Genomic DNA, 15,874 nt, shown 5'->3' on the forward strand with positions numbered 1-15,874 from the left:
TGCAGCGGAAGCTTCAATTCTAGATCACCTGCCCACGTCAACGTCGTACGCCTTCAAGCGCCTGCCGCGGTATGGTGCGCACTGATCCCCGGCCCGGAGTGCATATGCAGCGTCGCGTCCCCTGGTTGATGTTGGCCGCCCTGACCGTGCTGTCGGCCAGCGCATTGGCACGCGTACCCGAACCCTGGGAGCCCAGCGGGCGCAAGCTCCTTGAGGCCGGGCTGGACGGTTCGTTGGCGCCGGAGATCGCGCCCGAACAAACCGAACTCAAGGTCATGCTCTCGGCAAACCGCGCCGGCGCTTACCTGCTCGGCGTCGCCAGCAGCAGCTACCGCACGCAATGGTGCATGCCGGCCGGCAAGAGCGGCCCGCCGGATATGCAGGCGATCATCAGCGATATCGGCGCGCTACCCGATGCACGCCTGGACGAAGCCGCACCCGCATTGATCGTGCAGGCGCTGGCCAAGCGCTACCCGTGCCGCAAATAGGCGGCGCGGTCGCCGCAAGCCGGCTCGACCAACCGCCACGCAATGGCCCAATGCAATGACCGCCCGCATCGCCTGGCGCTAGACGCCCGCGCTCGAAAGCAGAAGGCGTTTGCACACCGCTGGCCCTACTTGCGTGCGGCGTCGCTGCTGGCGCGGATCGCCTTGAACTCCGAACCGTCCTGCCAGCTCGGCCACTGCCGGCCGTTGGCCAGCGCCACGCCGACGTCGTAGACCAGGGTGGTGTCGGCCGCGTGGCCGCTGGCATCCCATTGCGGGGTCCAGCGATCGCAGGGCTGGTGATAGCACTCGGCAAAATACTTGTCGCGCAGCGCCTTGCCGGCCGCCACGCCGCCTTCGAGCATGTCCAGCCCGGGACCGGCGGTGATCGCCGGCACGCCCATGCGCGCAAAGGCGAAATGGTCGGCGCGGTAGAAGAAACCCGCTTCCAGATTCGGGTCCGGCGAATAGCTGCGGCCGCGCGCCTTGGCCGCGGTTTCCAGATCGCCTTCCAGCGACACCCGTCCGCGTCCCCACGAGGCGATATCGCGGGTGGGGCCATCGGGGCTGAACATCTCCATGTTGAGCACCGCCACGGTCTTGTCCAGCGGCGCCAGCGGATGCGCGGCGTAATAGTTGGCGCCGAGCAGGCCCTTCTCTTCCGCCGTCAACGCGATGAAATACAGCGTGCGCTGCGGCTTGGGGCCGGCCGCGAACACGCGCGCCAGTTCCAGCACGCTGGCCACGCCGGTGGCGTTGTCCACCGCGCCACGCCGCACCGTGTCGCCGCCGGCATCGGCCTTGCCCACGCCGAAGGCATCCCAGTGCGCGGAGAAGATCACCGTCTCGTCCGGATGCTGGCTGCCGGTGAGCTTGGCCACCACGTTGTGCGTGACCACGCGCTCGCGCTTGAGCTTGAAGTCCACCGACAGCGTCGCATCGCCCAACGCCATCGGTGCGAAGTCACGCTGCTGTGCGCGCTGCTTGGCCTGTGCAAAATCCAGCCCGGCGCGCTGAAACAGCGACACCGCCAACGCCTGCTGCATCCAGCCACGCACCGGCACATGCTGCGCCTTCGCATCGGCATCGCTGCGTTCGATATCGAACAACGGCGACAGGCCCGAACTCTGCACCGTCGCCCAGCCGTATGCGGCCGGCGCGGTCTCGTGCACGATCAACACGCCGGCGGCACCACGACGCGCGGCCTCTTCGTACTTGTAGGTCCAGCGGCCGTAGTAGGTCACCGCCTTGCCATCGAAGGCGCCAGGCTGGCTGGATTCGAAGTCGGCATCGTTGATCAGCACCACCGCGATCTTGCCGCGCAGGTCCACGCCCTTGTAGTCGTCCCACTGCCGCTCCGGCGCACTGATGCCGTAGCCCACGAACACCAGCGGTGCATGCTTCAAGCGCACCGCGTCCTGCGGACGCAGGCTCTGCAGGGTCACATCGGTACCGTTGACCAGCGTCTGGCTCTTGCCGCCGACATGCAGGCTGGCGCGCACCGGGCCATCGACCTGGGCGCGTACCAACGGCACTGCCTGGGTCCAACCGCCCTGCTCGCCACCCGGCTGCAGGCCGCCAGCCTTGAACTGCTCGACCAGATAATCGACCGTGCGCTGCTCGCCGGCACTGGCCGGCGCACGGCCCTCGAACTCGTCCGATGCCAGCAGACGCACATGCCGCGACAACGCTTCGGCATCAATGCCGCCACCGGGCAGATCGTTGGCGGCCTGCGCCACGCCCCCCACGAACAGGCAGGCGGACAACAACAGGATGCGCATCGGATTCACGGCATGGCCTTGCAACAGATAGATGACACACAGTTTACAAGCGCGCGGCCGCCACGGGAGCGCTTCGACCCGCGTTGGCAAACGCGATGTCTTCCTTTCTAGCAGGCCCCTTGGGCTGCATGGATGCTGTCACGGAGTTCAATGGGCGGGTGTACGGCCTGTCCCGTGCGTGGTGATGGCATCGCGCCTTCGACTCACCGAGCTTTTTGAACCGAGACTCTTTTCGCGCCTAGACGCGGCTACGGTTCGAAATCTCGATTGCTTTGGCATTGTTTTTCCGAGGCCTGTGCAGTGCGGACAGATCCGCTGCAGGGCGACTGGTCTGCGGCTTGGCTGCAAGGCCCTTGCCCGCCCACCATCGCAGGACACGCCGCAAGTACGTCCATGTAGGCTCTTACGCGGCATCCATGCCGCGTAAGGTCCCGCGACGGTGAGCGGACAAGGACCCGTCGAGATGGTCGGTGTGCATGGTTGCAAGCGGGGCATGACGTGCACTGGTCGGATCACTTGTTCGTTCGATTAGCGCCTCATCATCTTCCCATCCCGAGCCGAGCGTCAGGCAGGCTTCAACACGCAACTTAAAACGTCTCAGCTACCACCGCTAGCCGAGCAACAAGCTTTCAAAAGCAGCCGACCAACTGTCTGGTGCGATGTCCTCGCCGATTGCGGGGACCGTGTGGCGGCATGGATGCCGCCACCGCGCCTCCACGGACGGATTTACGGCGTGTCACGCAAGCGGTGAGGGCACCGCGCGCTCGACTGACGCGGCTTTTGACTGTTGCCGAACAACGCGATGACTCACTACAGCGTTCGAGTAGAGGAGCGTTACCCATTCCAGTGGCGCTAATTGGTGCGCGTCGCGCGATCCAGCCAGCACGCCAGGCCCTGCGCGTTGAGTTCGATATCGGTGCCCAGCAACTGCGCCACGCGTGCATCGTCAAGCCGGCAGCCGTGCAGGCGGGCGCGCTGCAGATACAGGTCGGTCAGCGCCGCCACCATGCAGCGATGGCGGTCCGCATGCTGCGCGCAGTCCAGCGCGATGGCGGTCATCGCATGGATCTGCTCGACCAGCGCCTGCGCCAGTGGCGCCGGCGATTCGACCCGGCCGTAATGGGTGAGATACATCGCCTGCGGCGCGGTCTCCATCAAACGCGCGATCGACTGCAGCATCGCCTCCGGCTCGAATTGCACCGGCGAGGAGGTCGGCAGGATGAAGGCGCCTTGCGCGCTATCGAGCTGGCGATACGACAGGCCGAAGGTGTCGCCAGTGAACCAGCTGCGGCTGCGCGCATCCCACACGCACAGATGATGCCGTGCGTGGCCCGGCGTCTCGATGGTGCGCAGCGCGCGCTCGCCCAGCATCACGGTCTGTCCGTCGGCCGCTTCCACCACGCGCTCGGCCGGCACCGGCACGATCGCGCCGTAACTGCGCGCCATTTCCGCCGCGCCGTACACCGCCGTGGCACCGGCGATCAGCCGGGTGGGGTCGATCATGTGCGGCGCGCCGCGCGGGTGCACCAGCACCCGCGCATTGGGCAGGTGCTGCAGCAAGGCTCCCGCCCCGCCGGCGTGATCCAGATGCACGTGGGTCAGGATCAGCCAGTCCACCTGCGCCGGCGTCAGCCCGGCCGACTGCAATGCGGCCAGCATCTGCGACACCGACAGGGAAGTGCCGCAATCGACGAAGGCGCCGCGTTGCGCCTCGACGATCAAGTACGCCGCATCGAACTGCACACCGCCAAAGCCGGTGTCGATGGTGTGGATGCTGGAATCGGCGGTCGCTGTCATTGCTCCCCCACGGCTATGCGAGAGGCCACAGTCTAGCTACCGGCTCCACGGGTGTCGTTACGCCTCGCGCAACACGCGCAGCGCCGCCAGGATCACCGCCGCCTCCACCTGCGCATGCACGCCCGGCAATTGCAGGTCGCTGCCCTGCTCGGCCTGCTTCAGCCGCGCAATCAGCTGGCCCGCATCGCGTGGCGAGGCGAAGCCATCGCTCTGCAGCAGCAACGCACCGGCGCCATCGGTCAACTTGAAATAGAACTGCCCGTCGCTCTCGCGGTATTGCTTGAACACCGGCGGCGCGCTCTTCTCGCCCACCGGGGTCGCAGCCGCATCGCCCTGGCTGGACAGATCGCGCAACCCCACCGCAGCACGCAGCTCGGCCAAAAACGGCGTGGCGTAGCGTGCGCGCAGACGTGCGCCACCGGCGCGCAGGATCGCCTCGATCTTGGCCGGCTCGGCCATCAGCGCCTCATAGCGTGTGCGCAGCGGTGCGATCTCCTGGTCGATACGCTCGAACAGCTGCTGCTTGGCGTCGCCCCAGCCGATGCCATCGGCAAAGGCCTGCGCAAAGGCCGCCGTTTCCTGCGGCGTGGCGAAGGCCTGGTACAGCTGGAACAATGCCGACCCCTGGGTGTCCTTGGCCTCGCCCGGCGCGCGCGAATCGGTGAGGATGGAGAACACCAGCTTGCGCAGTTCCTCGCGCGGGGCGAACAGCGGAATCGTGTTGCCGTAGCTCTTGCTCATCTTGCGGCCGTCCAGACCCGGCAAGGTCGAGACCTGCTCGTCGATCACCGCCTCGGGCAGGGTGAAGAAGTCACGGCCATACACGTGGTTGAAGCGCTGGGCGAAATCGCGCGCCATCTCGATATGCTGGATCTGGTCGCGCCCCACCGGCACCTTGTGCGCGTTGAAGATCAGGATGTCTGCAGCCATCAGCACCGGGTACATGAACAAGCCGGCGGTCACACCCGCATCGTCGTCTTCACCGTCGGCGCGATTCTTGTCCACCGCCGCCTTGTAGGCATGCGCGCGGTTGAGGATGCCCTTGCCGGCCACGCAAGTCAGCAGCCACAGCAACTCGGTGGTCTCCGGCACATCGGACTGGCGATAGAACCACACCGTTTCCGGGTCCAGGCCGCAGGCCAGCCAGCTGGCGGCGATCTCCAGCGTGGAGCGCTGCGTCCGCGCCGGGTCCTGCGCCTTGATCAGGCTGTGCAGGTCGGCCAGGAAGTAGAAGCTTTCCGCATCGGCAGCCGCACTGGCCTGGATGGCCGGGCGGATCGCGCCGACGTAATTGCCCAGATGCGGGGTGCCGGAAGTGGTGATGCCGGTAAGGACGCGAGTGGTCATCTGCGTAAGGCCAGGGAGTCAGCACGCAAGTTTAGCGGTTCCGTGCCCCTGGCATGACCGCGACGGTGTCTCGTACCTGCCGCTACCGGTTTCTGCGGCAGACGCAGAACGGGCCGCATCGAGCGGCCCGTCCTGTGCAGTTGCGCTCACCACGTCGGGTGGGCGCGGTTGCGCGGCACCGTCAGGTGTCGTCGCGCAACGACTTTTCGAAGGCGCGTACCTCGGTCTGGGCGCGGTCGCGGTCCCAGCCATAGCGCTCCTGGAGCTTGCCCTGCAGATATTCGGCATTGCCCTCGGCAACCTTGAAATCGTCGTCGGTGAGGTCGCCCCACTTGGCCTGCGCCTTGCCCTTGAGCTGGGTCCACTTGCCGGAAATGATGTCAGTGTTCATTGCGTCAACTCCGCTGATGCGGCCGCGATTGACCGTCTGCGCAGGTTGCCCACGGCGCCGTTCGCCGCAGATCAAAAGCCGTCAAATCGGCACTCACCGCACTGAACGGTTGCCTACGCTTGCAGCGCAGTTTTTTCGCATGGCTGCGCCGTCGCATGCCCAGATGCGTCGCCGCGCTGCCCTGCGCGCAAGGCATCAGGCAAAAAAAAACGGGCCTTGCGGCCCGTTTTTTCTGCATGCAGCGCTAGATTACTTGCGCGCAGCGTCTTCCACCTTCTCGCCAGCGCCCTGCACGTCCTTGCCGGCACCTGCGACGGTGTTGCAACCCGACAGCATACCGACCGACAACACCGACAGCACCAGCAGCACAATTGCACGCTTCATAACAGACTCCTTCGTGGGTAAAGCGGCGGCTTGCCGCAGATCAATCAAATCAAACAACTAGGGTTCAAACAAAACGCAAGGATCAGCACTTACCGTCGCTGCAATTGTCGGCCTTCTTTTCGACCTTCTCACCTGCACCCTGCATGTCCTTGCCAGCGCCGGCCATGGTGTTGCAGCCAGTCATCACGCCGGCCGAAAACAGGCCCAGTACCATCAGTGTCAGCAGTCGCTTCATCGGTCTTCCTCAGTTCTGCGTTCGGTGCAGACGCACCGTGTCTGGCGACAAATCTGACTGCGCGGCCGTGGATTTGATGTGAACGCGGCGTGCTGCGTTCAGCGATCGATCAATCTCGCATCAGTGTCGACTTGCCAAACAGGCTCTCGACCAGATCCACCGCCAGCTCGGCGGTGGCGTTGCGGTTGTCCAGGACCGGATTGAGCTCGACGATGTCCAGCGACCCCATGCGCCCGGTGTCGGCGATCATCTCCATCACCAGCTGCGCCTCGCGGTAGTTGGGCCCACCCGGCACGGTGGTGCCCACGCCCGGCGCGATGCTCGGGTCCAGGAAATCCACGTCGAAGCTCACATGCAGATGGGTGTCATCGCTCATGCCCTGCAGGGCGGTCTCCATGGTGCGCTTCATGCCGGCCTCGTCGATGTAGCGCATGTCGTAGACATCGATGCGGTGCTGCTTGATCAGGCGCTTCTCCTCCGGGTCCACCGAGCGGATGCCGATCTGCCGCACCTGCTCGGGCAGCAACGCCGGTGCGCTGCCGCCCAGATGCGTCAACGCCTGCGGGCCCAGCCCGCACAGGCAGGCCACCGGCATGCCGTGGACGTTGCCCGACGGCGTCACCTCGCTGGTATTGAAGTCCGAGTGCGCATCCAGCCACAGCACCCGCAGCGGGCGTTGCTGCTCGCGGCAGTACTTGGCCACCGCGGTGATCGAGCCGATGCCCAGGCAGTGGTCGCCACCGAGCATGACCGGCATGCGGCCGGCGCACAGCTGCGCATAGCTGGCCTCCATCAGCGCCTGGTTCCAGGCCACCACCTCGTCCAGATGCCGGTAGCCGGCCTGCGGGGCCTGCCAGGGATTGCGCGGGCCATCCAGGTTGCCCAGGTCGTGCACCTCCACGCCGCGGCCGATCAAGGCCTCCTGCAGCCCGGCGATGCGCAACGCCTCCGGCCCCATCCGCGCACCACGGTGGCCGGCACCGATGTCGGTGGGAACGCCAATCAGGGAAACCGGCAGGTACTGCGTCGCCATGCATTGCTCCAGCATCGAGAAAGCGCTGCAGTCTAGTCGCCGGCTCGCGCACTGACGCGCGGCAGCGCAGCACGGCACCCGGCCTGCGTTACCGATCACGCAATCGCATCTGCCACTGCAGCAATCCAAAGTGCGGCCGATACTGCGTAGCGGGCAATCGTCGGACCGGTACGGACGGCAGGCGCAACGCCGCGGTACAGGCGCGCTGCAGTTCGGCCGGAGCAGTGGCAGTGCATCGGCCGCGCCCGCTTGGCGACAAACGCGGTCTTAATGGCTGCTTGAAGTGACGTGGTTGGGCAGTTTGTGGCGTATCTGCGTTTTTGCGGAATGTGCTTGTCTGACCGCACAGTTAAGACATTGAGGGTGCTATGACGATGACGGAAGGTGCCAATGCTACTGTTCGCCCGCCAGCGCGGGACCCGGTGTCATCGACAAGGTCTTTCATCGCGCAGTGCGTTTCGTACAGGGGAGGATTTCATGCCGCATAACGCCGTCAACCAGGTCGTCAAGGCTGCCGTGGGCGAGGTCGCGCGGGCGTCGCACCAATACGATCTGCAGCGCATCGGGCGCGAGTTCGCGCAGACCATCGAGCGCGAGCCGGGCATCCGTCTGCTGATGCTGTCCACTGCCGACGGGCGTGCCATCGCCGAACAATCCAGCCTGGATGTGGACGGCCGCCGGCTGGCAGCGATGGCCAATTCGTTCCTGACCCTGGGCGAGACCCTGGCACGCGAATCCAGTCTGAGCGAAGCCGACTACGCCACCATCAGTACGCGTGGCGGGCAGCTGGTGCTGATCCGCATTCGCGCCGACAAACCGCTGACGCTCACCGCGGTGGGCAGCAGCGATCTCAATGCTGCAGCGCTGCTGTTCAACGCACGCGACTGCGCCGGCCGCCTGGCAACTGCATTGGCGCAGCCGGCGAACTGAGCGTTTGGCACTGTTCGTGCTTGTGCCAGTGCACTGATTTCTCACCGCTCGTAAGGACGACCCGTGTCAAAACTCAACCTGGAACACCTGCATTCGATCGCCGGCTTCGTCGGCGCCGCCCTGGTCGATAGCGACAGCGGCATGGCGCTGGGCATGACCGGCGGCACCGATCTCAACCTGGAACTTGCCGCGGCCGGCAATACCGAAGTGGTGCGTGCCAAGCGCCGTATCGCCGAGCAGCTCGGCCTCAACGACACCATCGAAGACATCCTGATCACCCTGGCGCGTCAATACCACCTGCTGCGCCCGCTGGAGAGCAACGGCACCTTGTTCCTGTACGTCGTGCTGGATCGCGCCAAGGCCAATCTGGCCATGGCCCGTCACGAGCTCAAGGCGTTCGAGAAGACCCTGGACTTCGGTTGATGCCAACCAGGCGGCGCGCACGCGTCGCCTGCCCTGCCTGCCGGTGCGCACCGGCAGGCACCGCACTTGCTACGCGCCGACGCGGCGCCCTGTCATGACCTCACCCATTCACACCATGCGGGTCGCCACGGCCGGCCTGGACCTGCTGCACACCACGCGCCTGAAACTGGCGTGTTCGTTGCTGCTGGCCGAGCGCATCGACGTGCAGTTGGGTCAATGGCCGCAACACGCCGCCGAGGTGGTGGTGCTGGGGCTGGAAAGCCCCGATGGCCTGGCCGCCTGGCAGGCCTTGCAAGGGCAACCCGTGCGCGTGCTGGTGGTGTCGCGGACACCGGTCGGCGGCGCATGGCTCAAGCACGGCGCCACCGTGCGCGAACTCAACGAGCAGATGCGCCTGCTGCTGTCGTCCTCCGCGCACGCGCAGGTCGCCGAGCCGGCCTTGCTGGTCCGCCATTGCCGCGGCGAATTCGGCACCGCTGCGGTGCTGCTGCGTAACGGGCATTTGCAGGTGCGCGTGGACCCGGCCGACAGCTGCGTGCAGGTTCCCGCCGACATTGCGCTGCCTGAGCTGCTGGCGGCCCTGGATCGCCCCGGCTGGCAGGTTGCACCGGACACTGCCGATAGCGCACTGAGCCAACGTATTTCCTTCGAGGCGCTGTATTTCGCCTTGCCCGAGCACCTGCGCCCTGCGCTGCCGGCGGTCGAACCCAGCCATGCGCTGCGGTTGCGCCAATGGCCGGAGCTGAGTGCCGAGACCAGTTCGCCGGCGCAGCTGCTTGCCATTGCCCACCTGCATGCGCGCCCGTGGCGCCCGCAGGCGCTGGCCAATGCTTGCAAGCTGCCGCTGCAAACGGTGGAATGCCTGTTCGCCGCTGCACTCGCCAGTGGCCTTGCCCAGACTGCGGAGATTCCCGTGCCTGCAACGCAGCCCCGTCCGGACAGCAGCAACTCCCGGTTTTTCTCCTGGGTCGCACGTCGCTTTGGCCTCTCTCTCTTTCAGGCGCAGTCATGAGTCTTCCGGCCAACAAACTGGTGTTCGTTGGCGGCATGGGCGCCGGCAAGACCACCGCCGTGCGCGCCATCTCCGACGTGGAGCCGGTCAGCACCGAGATGCCGCTCAGCCAGGATGCCTACGGCGACAAGACCTACACCACGGTCGCGCTGGACTACAGCTCGATCGAACTGGAAGACGGCGAGTTGCTGCACGTCTATGGCGTGCCCGGGCAGAAATACCTGGATTTCATGTGGCCGCTGGTGTGCGACGGCGCGTTGGGCGTGATCGTGCTGGTCAGCGCGCGCGATCCGCAGATGCGCGATGCCACCTTGGCCTTGCTGCGCGAGTTTTCGCAGATCGCACCTGCGGCAAGCCTGGCGGTGGGCATCACCATGACCGACGAAATGCAGGACTTTTTGCTGCCGCCGTTCCGCGATGCGCTGGTGGCCGAAGGCTTCCGCATCCCGGTCATGCGCGTGGACGCGCGCTCGGCCACCCAGATCACGTTCCTGGTGAAGTCGCTGCTGTCCTATCGCTACACCTCGGCGACCAGCTGAGCGGCCGCGCGCATGGCGCATGCCGACGTGGTCGGCGAACGAGCAAAACAAGGAATCCGGTCACGACGGTGCCTGATCGGGCGTCACGCGGGGGATGCCGCCTCTAGGGTGGCGGCGACGCGTCCATCTTCCTTGATGCCAGACACGCGACGCGAACGTCATACCTTCGAGCGCTTTGCCTGACTTGTTCAGTATGGCGCGCGATCAAAAGCCAGGGCATCGGGACGTTCCCGACATCGCACAGGACATACCGGTCATACGGCGTAAGCAATAGCGCAGACAGTGCGCAGCCAGTCGCGCCTGCACCCGGCGGTCGTGATGCGGTTGTTGTGCGCGCCCGGCACTGCGTTGCAAAGACTTTCGTCAAGCCATCTCGCGCCGGCACCGACGCGCGGCAGCGGCGGTGCAGCGGCGGAGACCCGATGCGCCGGGATCGGCCGCTGCAGGGCGACTTCCACGCCGATGCCAGGTGCTGATCCAGCACCACGATCGGATAAAGTAGCGCGATGACAATCGAACTGAAGCCCGGCGGTCTGCTGATCGCGATCGAAGGCATCGACGGCGCCGGCAAGACCACCCTCGCCCGCAGCCTGGCCACCACGCTGGAAGCCGCCGGCGCACGCGTCGTGCTGAGCAAGGAGCCGACCAATGGACCCTGGGGCACCCAGCTGCGCCAATCCGCCGCCACCGGCCGCCTCAGCGCCGACGAAGAAGCCGAACTGCTGATCCGCGACCGCCACGAACACGTGGACACCCTGATCGCGCCGGCGCTGGCACGCGGCGACATCGTGATCCTGGACCGCTATTTCCCCTCGATGGTCGCCTACCAAGGCGCCGCCGGCCTGCCGCTGGACGATCTGCTGGAACGCAATGCCTTCGCGCCGCGCCCTGACGTGTTGCTGCTGCTCGACCTGCCCCCGCCCACCGGCCTGGCGCGTATCCGCGCCCGCGGCGATGCACCCAATCACTTTGAAACCCAGGACAACCTGGAACGCTGCCGCAGCATCTTTGCCCAGCTGCAGTTACCGGGGAAGCACGTCGTGGACGCCAGCGCCGATGCGGACAGCGTGCTCCGCCAGGCCCACGCCATCGTCGTTGCCGCACTAGCCGAACGCCTGCGCGTCGACGCCACCGATGCCGACCAGGCCACGCTGGAACTGCTGTCGGCCGGTCGCCCGGCCTGAGTCGCTGCGCGTCCTGCGCGCAGGCAACAGCAACTGGCGCGCTGTGATTCGCCGGCTGCGGGCAGATAACTGTTTTCGGCCGATCAAACCGCGCAAGACGCGGTCTGGAGACGCTGACCCACAGCGCAGTCAATTGCATGCGACCCGTGCGTCTACAGGTTGAACCAAGAACCTTCATGGTGCCGGCACCCGGATTCGAACTGGGGACCTACCGCTTACAAGGCGGTTGCTCTACCAACTGAGCTATGCCGGCAAAGGCAGGCGCGTTGCGCGCCGGTGCGCATTCTAGCGCAGCGCGGCGCAATCTAGCGACCGCTGACGCGCCGCACCGGCGGTGCCTTGCAATGTGCCGATCGCGGCCGTGCTGCGCACATCGATCCACCAGCGCGATTGCCCGGTGCCGCTGGGCAGCAACTGCGCCGGAAACCCCGCACCGACCAGGCTGGCCTGACGGCGCTCGGCACGCTCGCGACTCTGGTACTGCCCCAGCGCGATGCTGTTGTCCTCACCCTGGGCAATCACGTAATAGTCGCCCATGCCGGCGGCGGCGATGCGCTTGACCAAGGCCTGCGCCGCTGCACGATCGCCGACATTGGGCAGCATCACCCGGAACGTACTGACCCCGGCGTCCTTGTCCTCGCGCACGCGGGTGCGCTCGGCTTGGCCACGCAGGCGTGCCAGCGCAGCATCGGCATCGGCGCGCGCCGCATACGGCCCCAGGCTGGCGCAGCGTTCCGGCGCAGCGGCGGGAGTAGGTACCGCTGGCGATGGTTTGGTCGCCGCTGCCGCAACCTCGTTCGGTGTTGGAGCGACCTTGGATGGTGGTGGAACCTGTGCCGACGTCTGCGACGTTGCGACCACCTTTGCGGCGGCCGCAGCAGTCGAAGAAGACGCTGCCGCTGCTGCCGTCGATGTCGGTGTCGGTGTCGGTGCAGGTGCAGGTGCAGGTGCAGGTGCATCCGATGGTGCGGTGCCCGCAGCTGCCGGGCCCATGCCTGCCTCGCTCGCCCAGCCTGGCGCTGCTGGCGCAGTGCTCGGCAGCACTTCCAGGCGCGCCACACCGGCCGGCTGCGGCGGTGCCGCCACCGCTGCCGGTGCCGGCTGCAATGCCCACCACAAGGCCACACCGGCATTGAGGACGATCAGGACGACGATGAGTGCGCGGACATACATGCGATGGATTCTAAGCGCGGGCAGTCACAACCGGCGAGCGCTGGTCGGCTCGCTGCCCATGCCAGGCAGTAGGCGCAGTGTACGAGCGCGGCCGATCGATTCCGTCTGCCGGCCGCGCCCGCCGCGTGGCCGCACGATCGCATGGCCCGCCGTTCAAGGCGCCGACGCAGACCTCGCCCAGGTCGCCAGCCCGTCCAGCACCAGCGCGGCGCGGAAGCTGGCATCGGGCAACAACGGCAGCAGCGGCGGCGCGCCGCCCCCGTGCACCAGCAGCCGTACCGGCACGCCCAGACTGCGTTGCGCGTGCTGCAGGCTACGCTCGATCAGCGCCACCGCCGCGCCATCGCAGCCGGAGGTCAGCGCGTCGTCGGTGTCGTCGGCCAGCTCGACATAGGTACCGCCACTGGCCGGCAACTGCACCGCGCGCGCATGCAGCGCCTCGCGCATGGTGGTGGGCGATGCGGCGATGCGGCCGCCGTGGTGCCTCCCATCGGCGCCGAGTACATCGATGGTCAACGCGGTGCCCACGCCAGCCACCAGCACCGGTGCGTCGCCGCGTGCGCCCAGCAGCGCCAGGAAGCGATCGACCCCAAAGCGGCCCGGGTCTGCGTAGGCGATGCGGATGCCGGCGCATTCGGCCGCAGTCCGCACGATGCGCACCTGTTCGAAACGCTCGCGCAGGCAGCCGAGCATGCGCTGCGTCAATGCCGGCGCAGCCACGCTGGCCACATGCGCGATGCGTCCGGTGGGCAAGGCCGACAACGCGGCCGCATCCATCGCCTCGGCACCGTGCGGCCAGGCCTGCACGTCGCCGGCGCGGTCGCCCTGCAGCGGTGCGTACTTGAACCGCGAATTTCCCAGGTCGAACAACCACTCGCTCATGCAGGTCTCACGCTCACTTCTCCGGAGTGGAACAGCCGCACCGTCTCGCCCAATTGCACCCGCAATGCGCCGTCGGCCGCCAGGCCAAGCGCAATGCCGTGATGCCGGGTGCCGGCCTCCTCGACCTGCACCGCGCGGCCGCTCAGGACGTCCAGGGCCGCATAGCGGCCCAGGAACGGGGCCAGCCCCTGCGCCTCGAACAGTTCCAGCGCCGGCAGCAGCGCCGACAACACTGCAGCCACCACGGTATCGCGCGAGACCGCGTGGCCGGCCAGCGTATCCAGATCCACCCACGGTTGGTCGATCGCAGCGGCCGCTGCCGCCGGCATATGCACGTTCAAACCCAGCCCGATCACCGCGCGCGCGTTGCCGGCCATTTCGCCGCCGCCTTCGATCAGCAGGCCGCCCAGCTTGCGCTCGCGCGCCAGCAGATCGTTGGGCCACTTCAACCCGACATCGGCAAAGCCGCAAGCACGCAGGGCCTCGGCCACCGCCACGCCCACGGCCAGGCTGAGCCCGGCCAGCTGGCCCAATCCGCCGCTGAAACGGCGCGAGGCCGACAGATAGATATGCGCACCCAGTGGCGAGGTCCATTGACGCCCACGCCGGCCGCGCCCGCCGGTCTGCCGCTCGGCCAGCAGCACCGCCACGCCCTGATCCGGCGCCGGGCGCGCCAGCAAGCTGGTGTTGGTGGATTCCAGCGTCCAGGCGATCTCCAGCGCAGCCAGGCCTGCCAGCGCATCGGCCGCCATCGCCGCACGAATGCGCGCGTCGTCCAGCAGGTCCAGCGGCGCCGCCAGGCGGTAGCCGTCCCCGGCCCGACCTTCGATCTCGACCCCGGCCGCGCGCAGATTCTGGATCCGCTTCCACACCGCCGCACGGGTCAGCCCGGCATCGCGCGCCAACGCATCGCCGGATAGCCGGCCGCTCGCAAGTTTGGCCAGCAAGGCGCGGTCATCCACGGCAAGTCCCCAAATCGATCCGCGAAAGTATGCGCCAAGCGTCCGCACCCGCCCAGCCTGGCTTGCGTGAGGGAGTGAAAAGCACGTTATGATCGGCGACTCACGCCGCTTGCCCTGGATGTGGACGATGCGCCGAATCACGGTTTGCCTGCTCCTGTTGTTGGCTCCGCTTGCCGCGCTGGCATCGGACCAGCTGGCCGATGGCGATCATGAGAGCTGCGTCAGCAGCAACTCGGCGGCACGCGGCAGAACCCCCAACGGCGAGCCAGCAACCCCGGCACGTGCTCCCGCGCACAAGCCCGCGCCGGCCACCGGCGGTGGTGGCAGTGACGGCGACGGACTGTTCCCCCGCATGCGCACGATGCCGCGCTGGCATAGCTTCCTGCCGGGCATGTTCCGCTGATCCAGTGGTTGTTGCGCCGGCTACGCCGGGCGCCGGCCGATATTCCTGATGCCTTATGGCTGCCGGTCAGCCGCCGCTGCGCCTGGGTCGCTGCGCTCGATCTGCCCCGCCAGCACCGTCTGCGTGCACTGACCGCGCAGTTCCTGCGGCAAAAAACCATTTCCCCGCTCGACGGGCTGCAGCTGCAACCGCACGATCACGTTCTGCTGGCTGCCATGTGTTGCCTGCCGCTGCTGAACATCGGTGCGGCCGGCTGGCGTGGCTGGTCGCAGCTGATCGTCTACCCGGACGCATTCCGCGTGCAACGCACGCATGTGGATGCGGCCGGAGTGATGCATGCCTGGGACGACACCCTGATTGGCGAGGCCTGGGAGCAAGGGCCGCTGATTGTCAGCTGGGCCGACGTGCAGGCCGACCTGGACGACCCGCAGGCCGGCTTCAACGTGATCGTGCATGAGATAGCGCACAAGCTCGATGCACTCGATGGCGCGCTCGACGGCACCCCGCCGCTGCCGCGCGCTGCGCAGCGTGCCTGGGCACGCGATTTTCAGCGCACCTTCGATACGTTTTGCCAACGCGTCGATGCGGGCGAAGACACCGAGATCGACCCGTATGCCGCCGAGGCGCCGGAAGAATTCTTCGCGGTCGTAAGCGAATACCACTTCTCCGCGCCACAGCTGCTGGCGCGCGTCATGCCGAATGTCGCTGCACAGCTGACGCGTTTCTATGGGCCTTCGCCGTTTGCGTCGTCAACGCAGCGCTGATGGTGGGGCAACATGCCTGCATGCGTTGGGACTGTCGTCATGCAACGCTGTCGCGCGCATCAATCGCAGGCGTTTCAGGCAACTGACCACACCAATGCGCGATGCCGCACACGGCCGCACGCGAGAAGGATCGACATCGCCAGCGCATT

18 protein-coding genes and 1 tRNA gene are annotated in these 15,874 nt (G+C 66.9%); 8 read left to right on the top strand and 11 right to left on the bottom strand.

All coding sequences use genetic code 11. The features are described from left to right. Window positions 1-71 precede the first annotated feature (71 nt). On the top strand, window positions 72-488 hold the full coding sequence (locus ABQY64_RS19200; protein WP_102255078.1) for a Rap1a/Tai family immunity protein: 417 nt from the start codon (window positions 72-74) through the stop codon (window positions 486-488). A 125-nt stretch (window positions 489-613) separates the two neighbouring features. Here the strand turns inward: ABQY64_RS19200 and ABQY64_RS19205 are convergent, their stop codons facing one another. From ABQY64_RS19205 to rocF, 7 genes are all read right to left on the bottom strand, one after another. Next, window positions 614-2,266 carry a M28 family metallopeptidase gene (locus tag ABQY64_RS19205; protein WP_167706261.1) on the bottom strand — a complete coding sequence of 551 codons (1,653 nt, stop codon included), beginning with the start codon at window positions 2,264-2,266 and terminating at the stop codon, window positions 614-616. Between the two features lie 852 nt (window positions 2,267-3,118). Further along, window positions 3,119-4,063 (bottom strand): MBL fold metallo-hydrolase, encoded by a 945-nt coding sequence (locus ABQY64_RS19210; protein WP_349780564.1) that lies wholly within the window; start codon window positions 4,061-4,063, stop codon window positions 3,119-3,121. Window positions 4,064-4,120: 57 nt separating this feature from the next. Next, complete coding sequence (locus ABQY64_RS19215) at window positions 4,121-5,410, bottom strand: tryptophan--tRNA ligase (protein ID WP_349780565.1); 1,290 nt, start codon at window positions 5,408-5,410, stop codon at window positions 4,121-4,123. Between the two features lie 181 nt (window positions 5,411-5,591). Continuing rightward, complete coding sequence (locus ABQY64_RS19220; RefSeq protein WP_016904514.1) at window positions 5,592-5,801, bottom strand: CsbD family protein; 210 nt, start codon at window positions 5,799-5,801, stop codon at window positions 5,592-5,594. A 249-nt stretch (window positions 5,802-6,050) separates the two neighbouring features. After that, window positions 6,051-6,185 (bottom strand): entericidin A/B family lipoprotein, encoded by a 135-nt coding sequence (locus ABQY64_RS19225; protein ID WP_016904515.1) that lies wholly within the window; start codon window positions 6,183-6,185, stop codon window positions 6,051-6,053. Window positions 6,186-6,267: 82 nt separating this feature from the next. Further along, window positions 6,268-6,420 (bottom strand): entericidin A/B family lipoprotein, encoded by a 153-nt coding sequence (locus ABQY64_RS19230; RefSeq protein WP_006451340.1) that lies wholly within the window; start codon window positions 6,418-6,420, stop codon window positions 6,268-6,270. 109 nt (window positions 6,421-6,529) lie between these two features. After that, window positions 6,530-7,453: an arginase gene (gene rocF / locus ABQY64_RS19235; RefSeq protein ID WP_102251133.1), complete on the bottom strand. Its 924-nt coding sequence runs from the start codon at window positions 7,451-7,453 to the stop codon at window positions 6,530-6,532. A gap of 477 nt (window positions 7,454-7,930) precedes the next feature. On the opposite strand from rocF, the gene ABQY64_RS19240 reads away from it, so the two are divergent. The 5 genes from ABQY64_RS19240 (at window position 7,931) to tmk (ending at window position 11,541) form a co-directional block, all read left to right on the top strand. After that, window positions 7,931-8,383, top strand: a complete 453-nt coding sequence (locus ABQY64_RS19240) for a roadblock/LC7 domain-containing protein (RefSeq protein ID WP_046344911.1) — start codon at window positions 7,931-7,933, stop codon at window positions 8,381-8,383. 63 nt (window positions 8,384-8,446) lie between these two features. After that, complete coding sequence (locus ABQY64_RS19245) at window positions 8,447-8,806, top strand: hypothetical protein (RefSeq protein ID WP_016904518.1); 360 nt, start codon at window positions 8,447-8,449, stop codon at window positions 8,804-8,806. Window positions 8,807-8,900: 94 nt separating this feature from the next. Then, on the top strand, window positions 8,901-9,818 hold the full coding sequence (locus ABQY64_RS19250) for a hypothetical protein (protein ID WP_104595418.1): 918 nt from the start codon (window positions 8,901-8,903) through the stop codon (window positions 9,816-9,818). Then, complete coding sequence (locus ABQY64_RS19255) at window positions 9,815-10,357, top strand: ATP/GTP-binding protein (protein ID WP_115509930.1); 543 nt, start codon at window positions 9,815-9,817, stop codon at window positions 10,355-10,357. Before ABQY64_RS19250 ends, ABQY64_RS19255 begins: the two co-directional genes overlap by 4 nt. 506 nt (window positions 10,358-10,863) lie before the next feature. Further along, window positions 10,864-11,541 carry a dTMP kinase gene (tmk, locus tag ABQY64_RS19260; RefSeq protein WP_016904521.1) on the top strand — a complete coding sequence of 226 codons (678 nt, stop codon included), beginning with the start codon at window positions 10,864-10,866 and terminating at the stop codon, window positions 11,539-11,541. Window positions 11,542-11,718: 177 nt separating this feature from the next. On the opposite strand, the gene ABQY64_RS19265 is transcribed toward tmk, so the two are convergent. From ABQY64_RS19265 to birA, 4 genes are all read right to left on the bottom strand, one after another. Then, window positions 11,719-11,794, bottom strand: a tRNA-Thr gene (locus ABQY64_RS19265). Between the two features lie 32 nt (window positions 11,795-11,826). Next, complete coding sequence (locus tag ABQY64_RS19270; protein WP_349780566.1) at window positions 11,827-12,714, bottom strand: SPOR domain-containing protein; 888 nt, start codon at window positions 12,712-12,714, stop codon at window positions 11,827-11,829. Between the two features lie 153 nt (window positions 12,715-12,867). After that, complete coding sequence (locus ABQY64_RS19275) at window positions 12,868-13,596, bottom strand: type III pantothenate kinase (protein WP_039521061.1); 729 nt, start codon at window positions 13,594-13,596, stop codon at window positions 12,868-12,870. After that, the gene (birA, locus tag ABQY64_RS19280; RefSeq protein WP_308686670.1) at window positions 13,593-14,606 is read right to left on the bottom strand and encodes a bifunctional biotin--[acetyl-CoA-carboxylase] ligase/biotin operon repressor BirA; all 1,014 of its coding nucleotides are present in this window, start codon (window positions 14,604-14,606) and stop codon (window positions 13,593-13,595) included. Before birA ends, ABQY64_RS19275 begins: the two co-directional genes overlap by 4 nt. A gap of 40 nt (window positions 14,607-14,646) precedes the next feature. Here birA and ABQY64_RS19285 point away from each other — a divergent pair, with 40 nt between their 5' ends. Together ABQY64_RS19285 and ABQY64_RS19290 are read left to right on the top strand one after the other, a co-directional pair. Continuing rightward, a complete protein-coding gene (locus ABQY64_RS19285) occupies window positions 14,647-14,961 on the top strand; it encodes a hypothetical protein (protein WP_016902777.1) in 315 nt (104 codons plus the stop codon). Between the two features lie 8 nt (window positions 14,962-14,969). Continuing rightward, entirely contained in the window at window positions 14,970-15,725 is a 756-nt protein-coding gene (locus ABQY64_RS19290; protein ID WP_349780567.1) for a M90 family metallopeptidase, read from the top strand. Window positions 15,726-15,874 lie beyond the last annotated feature (149 nt).

Source organism: Xanthomonas sp. WHRI 7065, from assembly GCF_040203115.2.
Classification (GTDB): domain Bacteria; phylum Pseudomonadota; class Gammaproteobacteria; order Xanthomonadales; family Xanthomonadaceae; genus Xanthomonas; species Xanthomonas arboricola.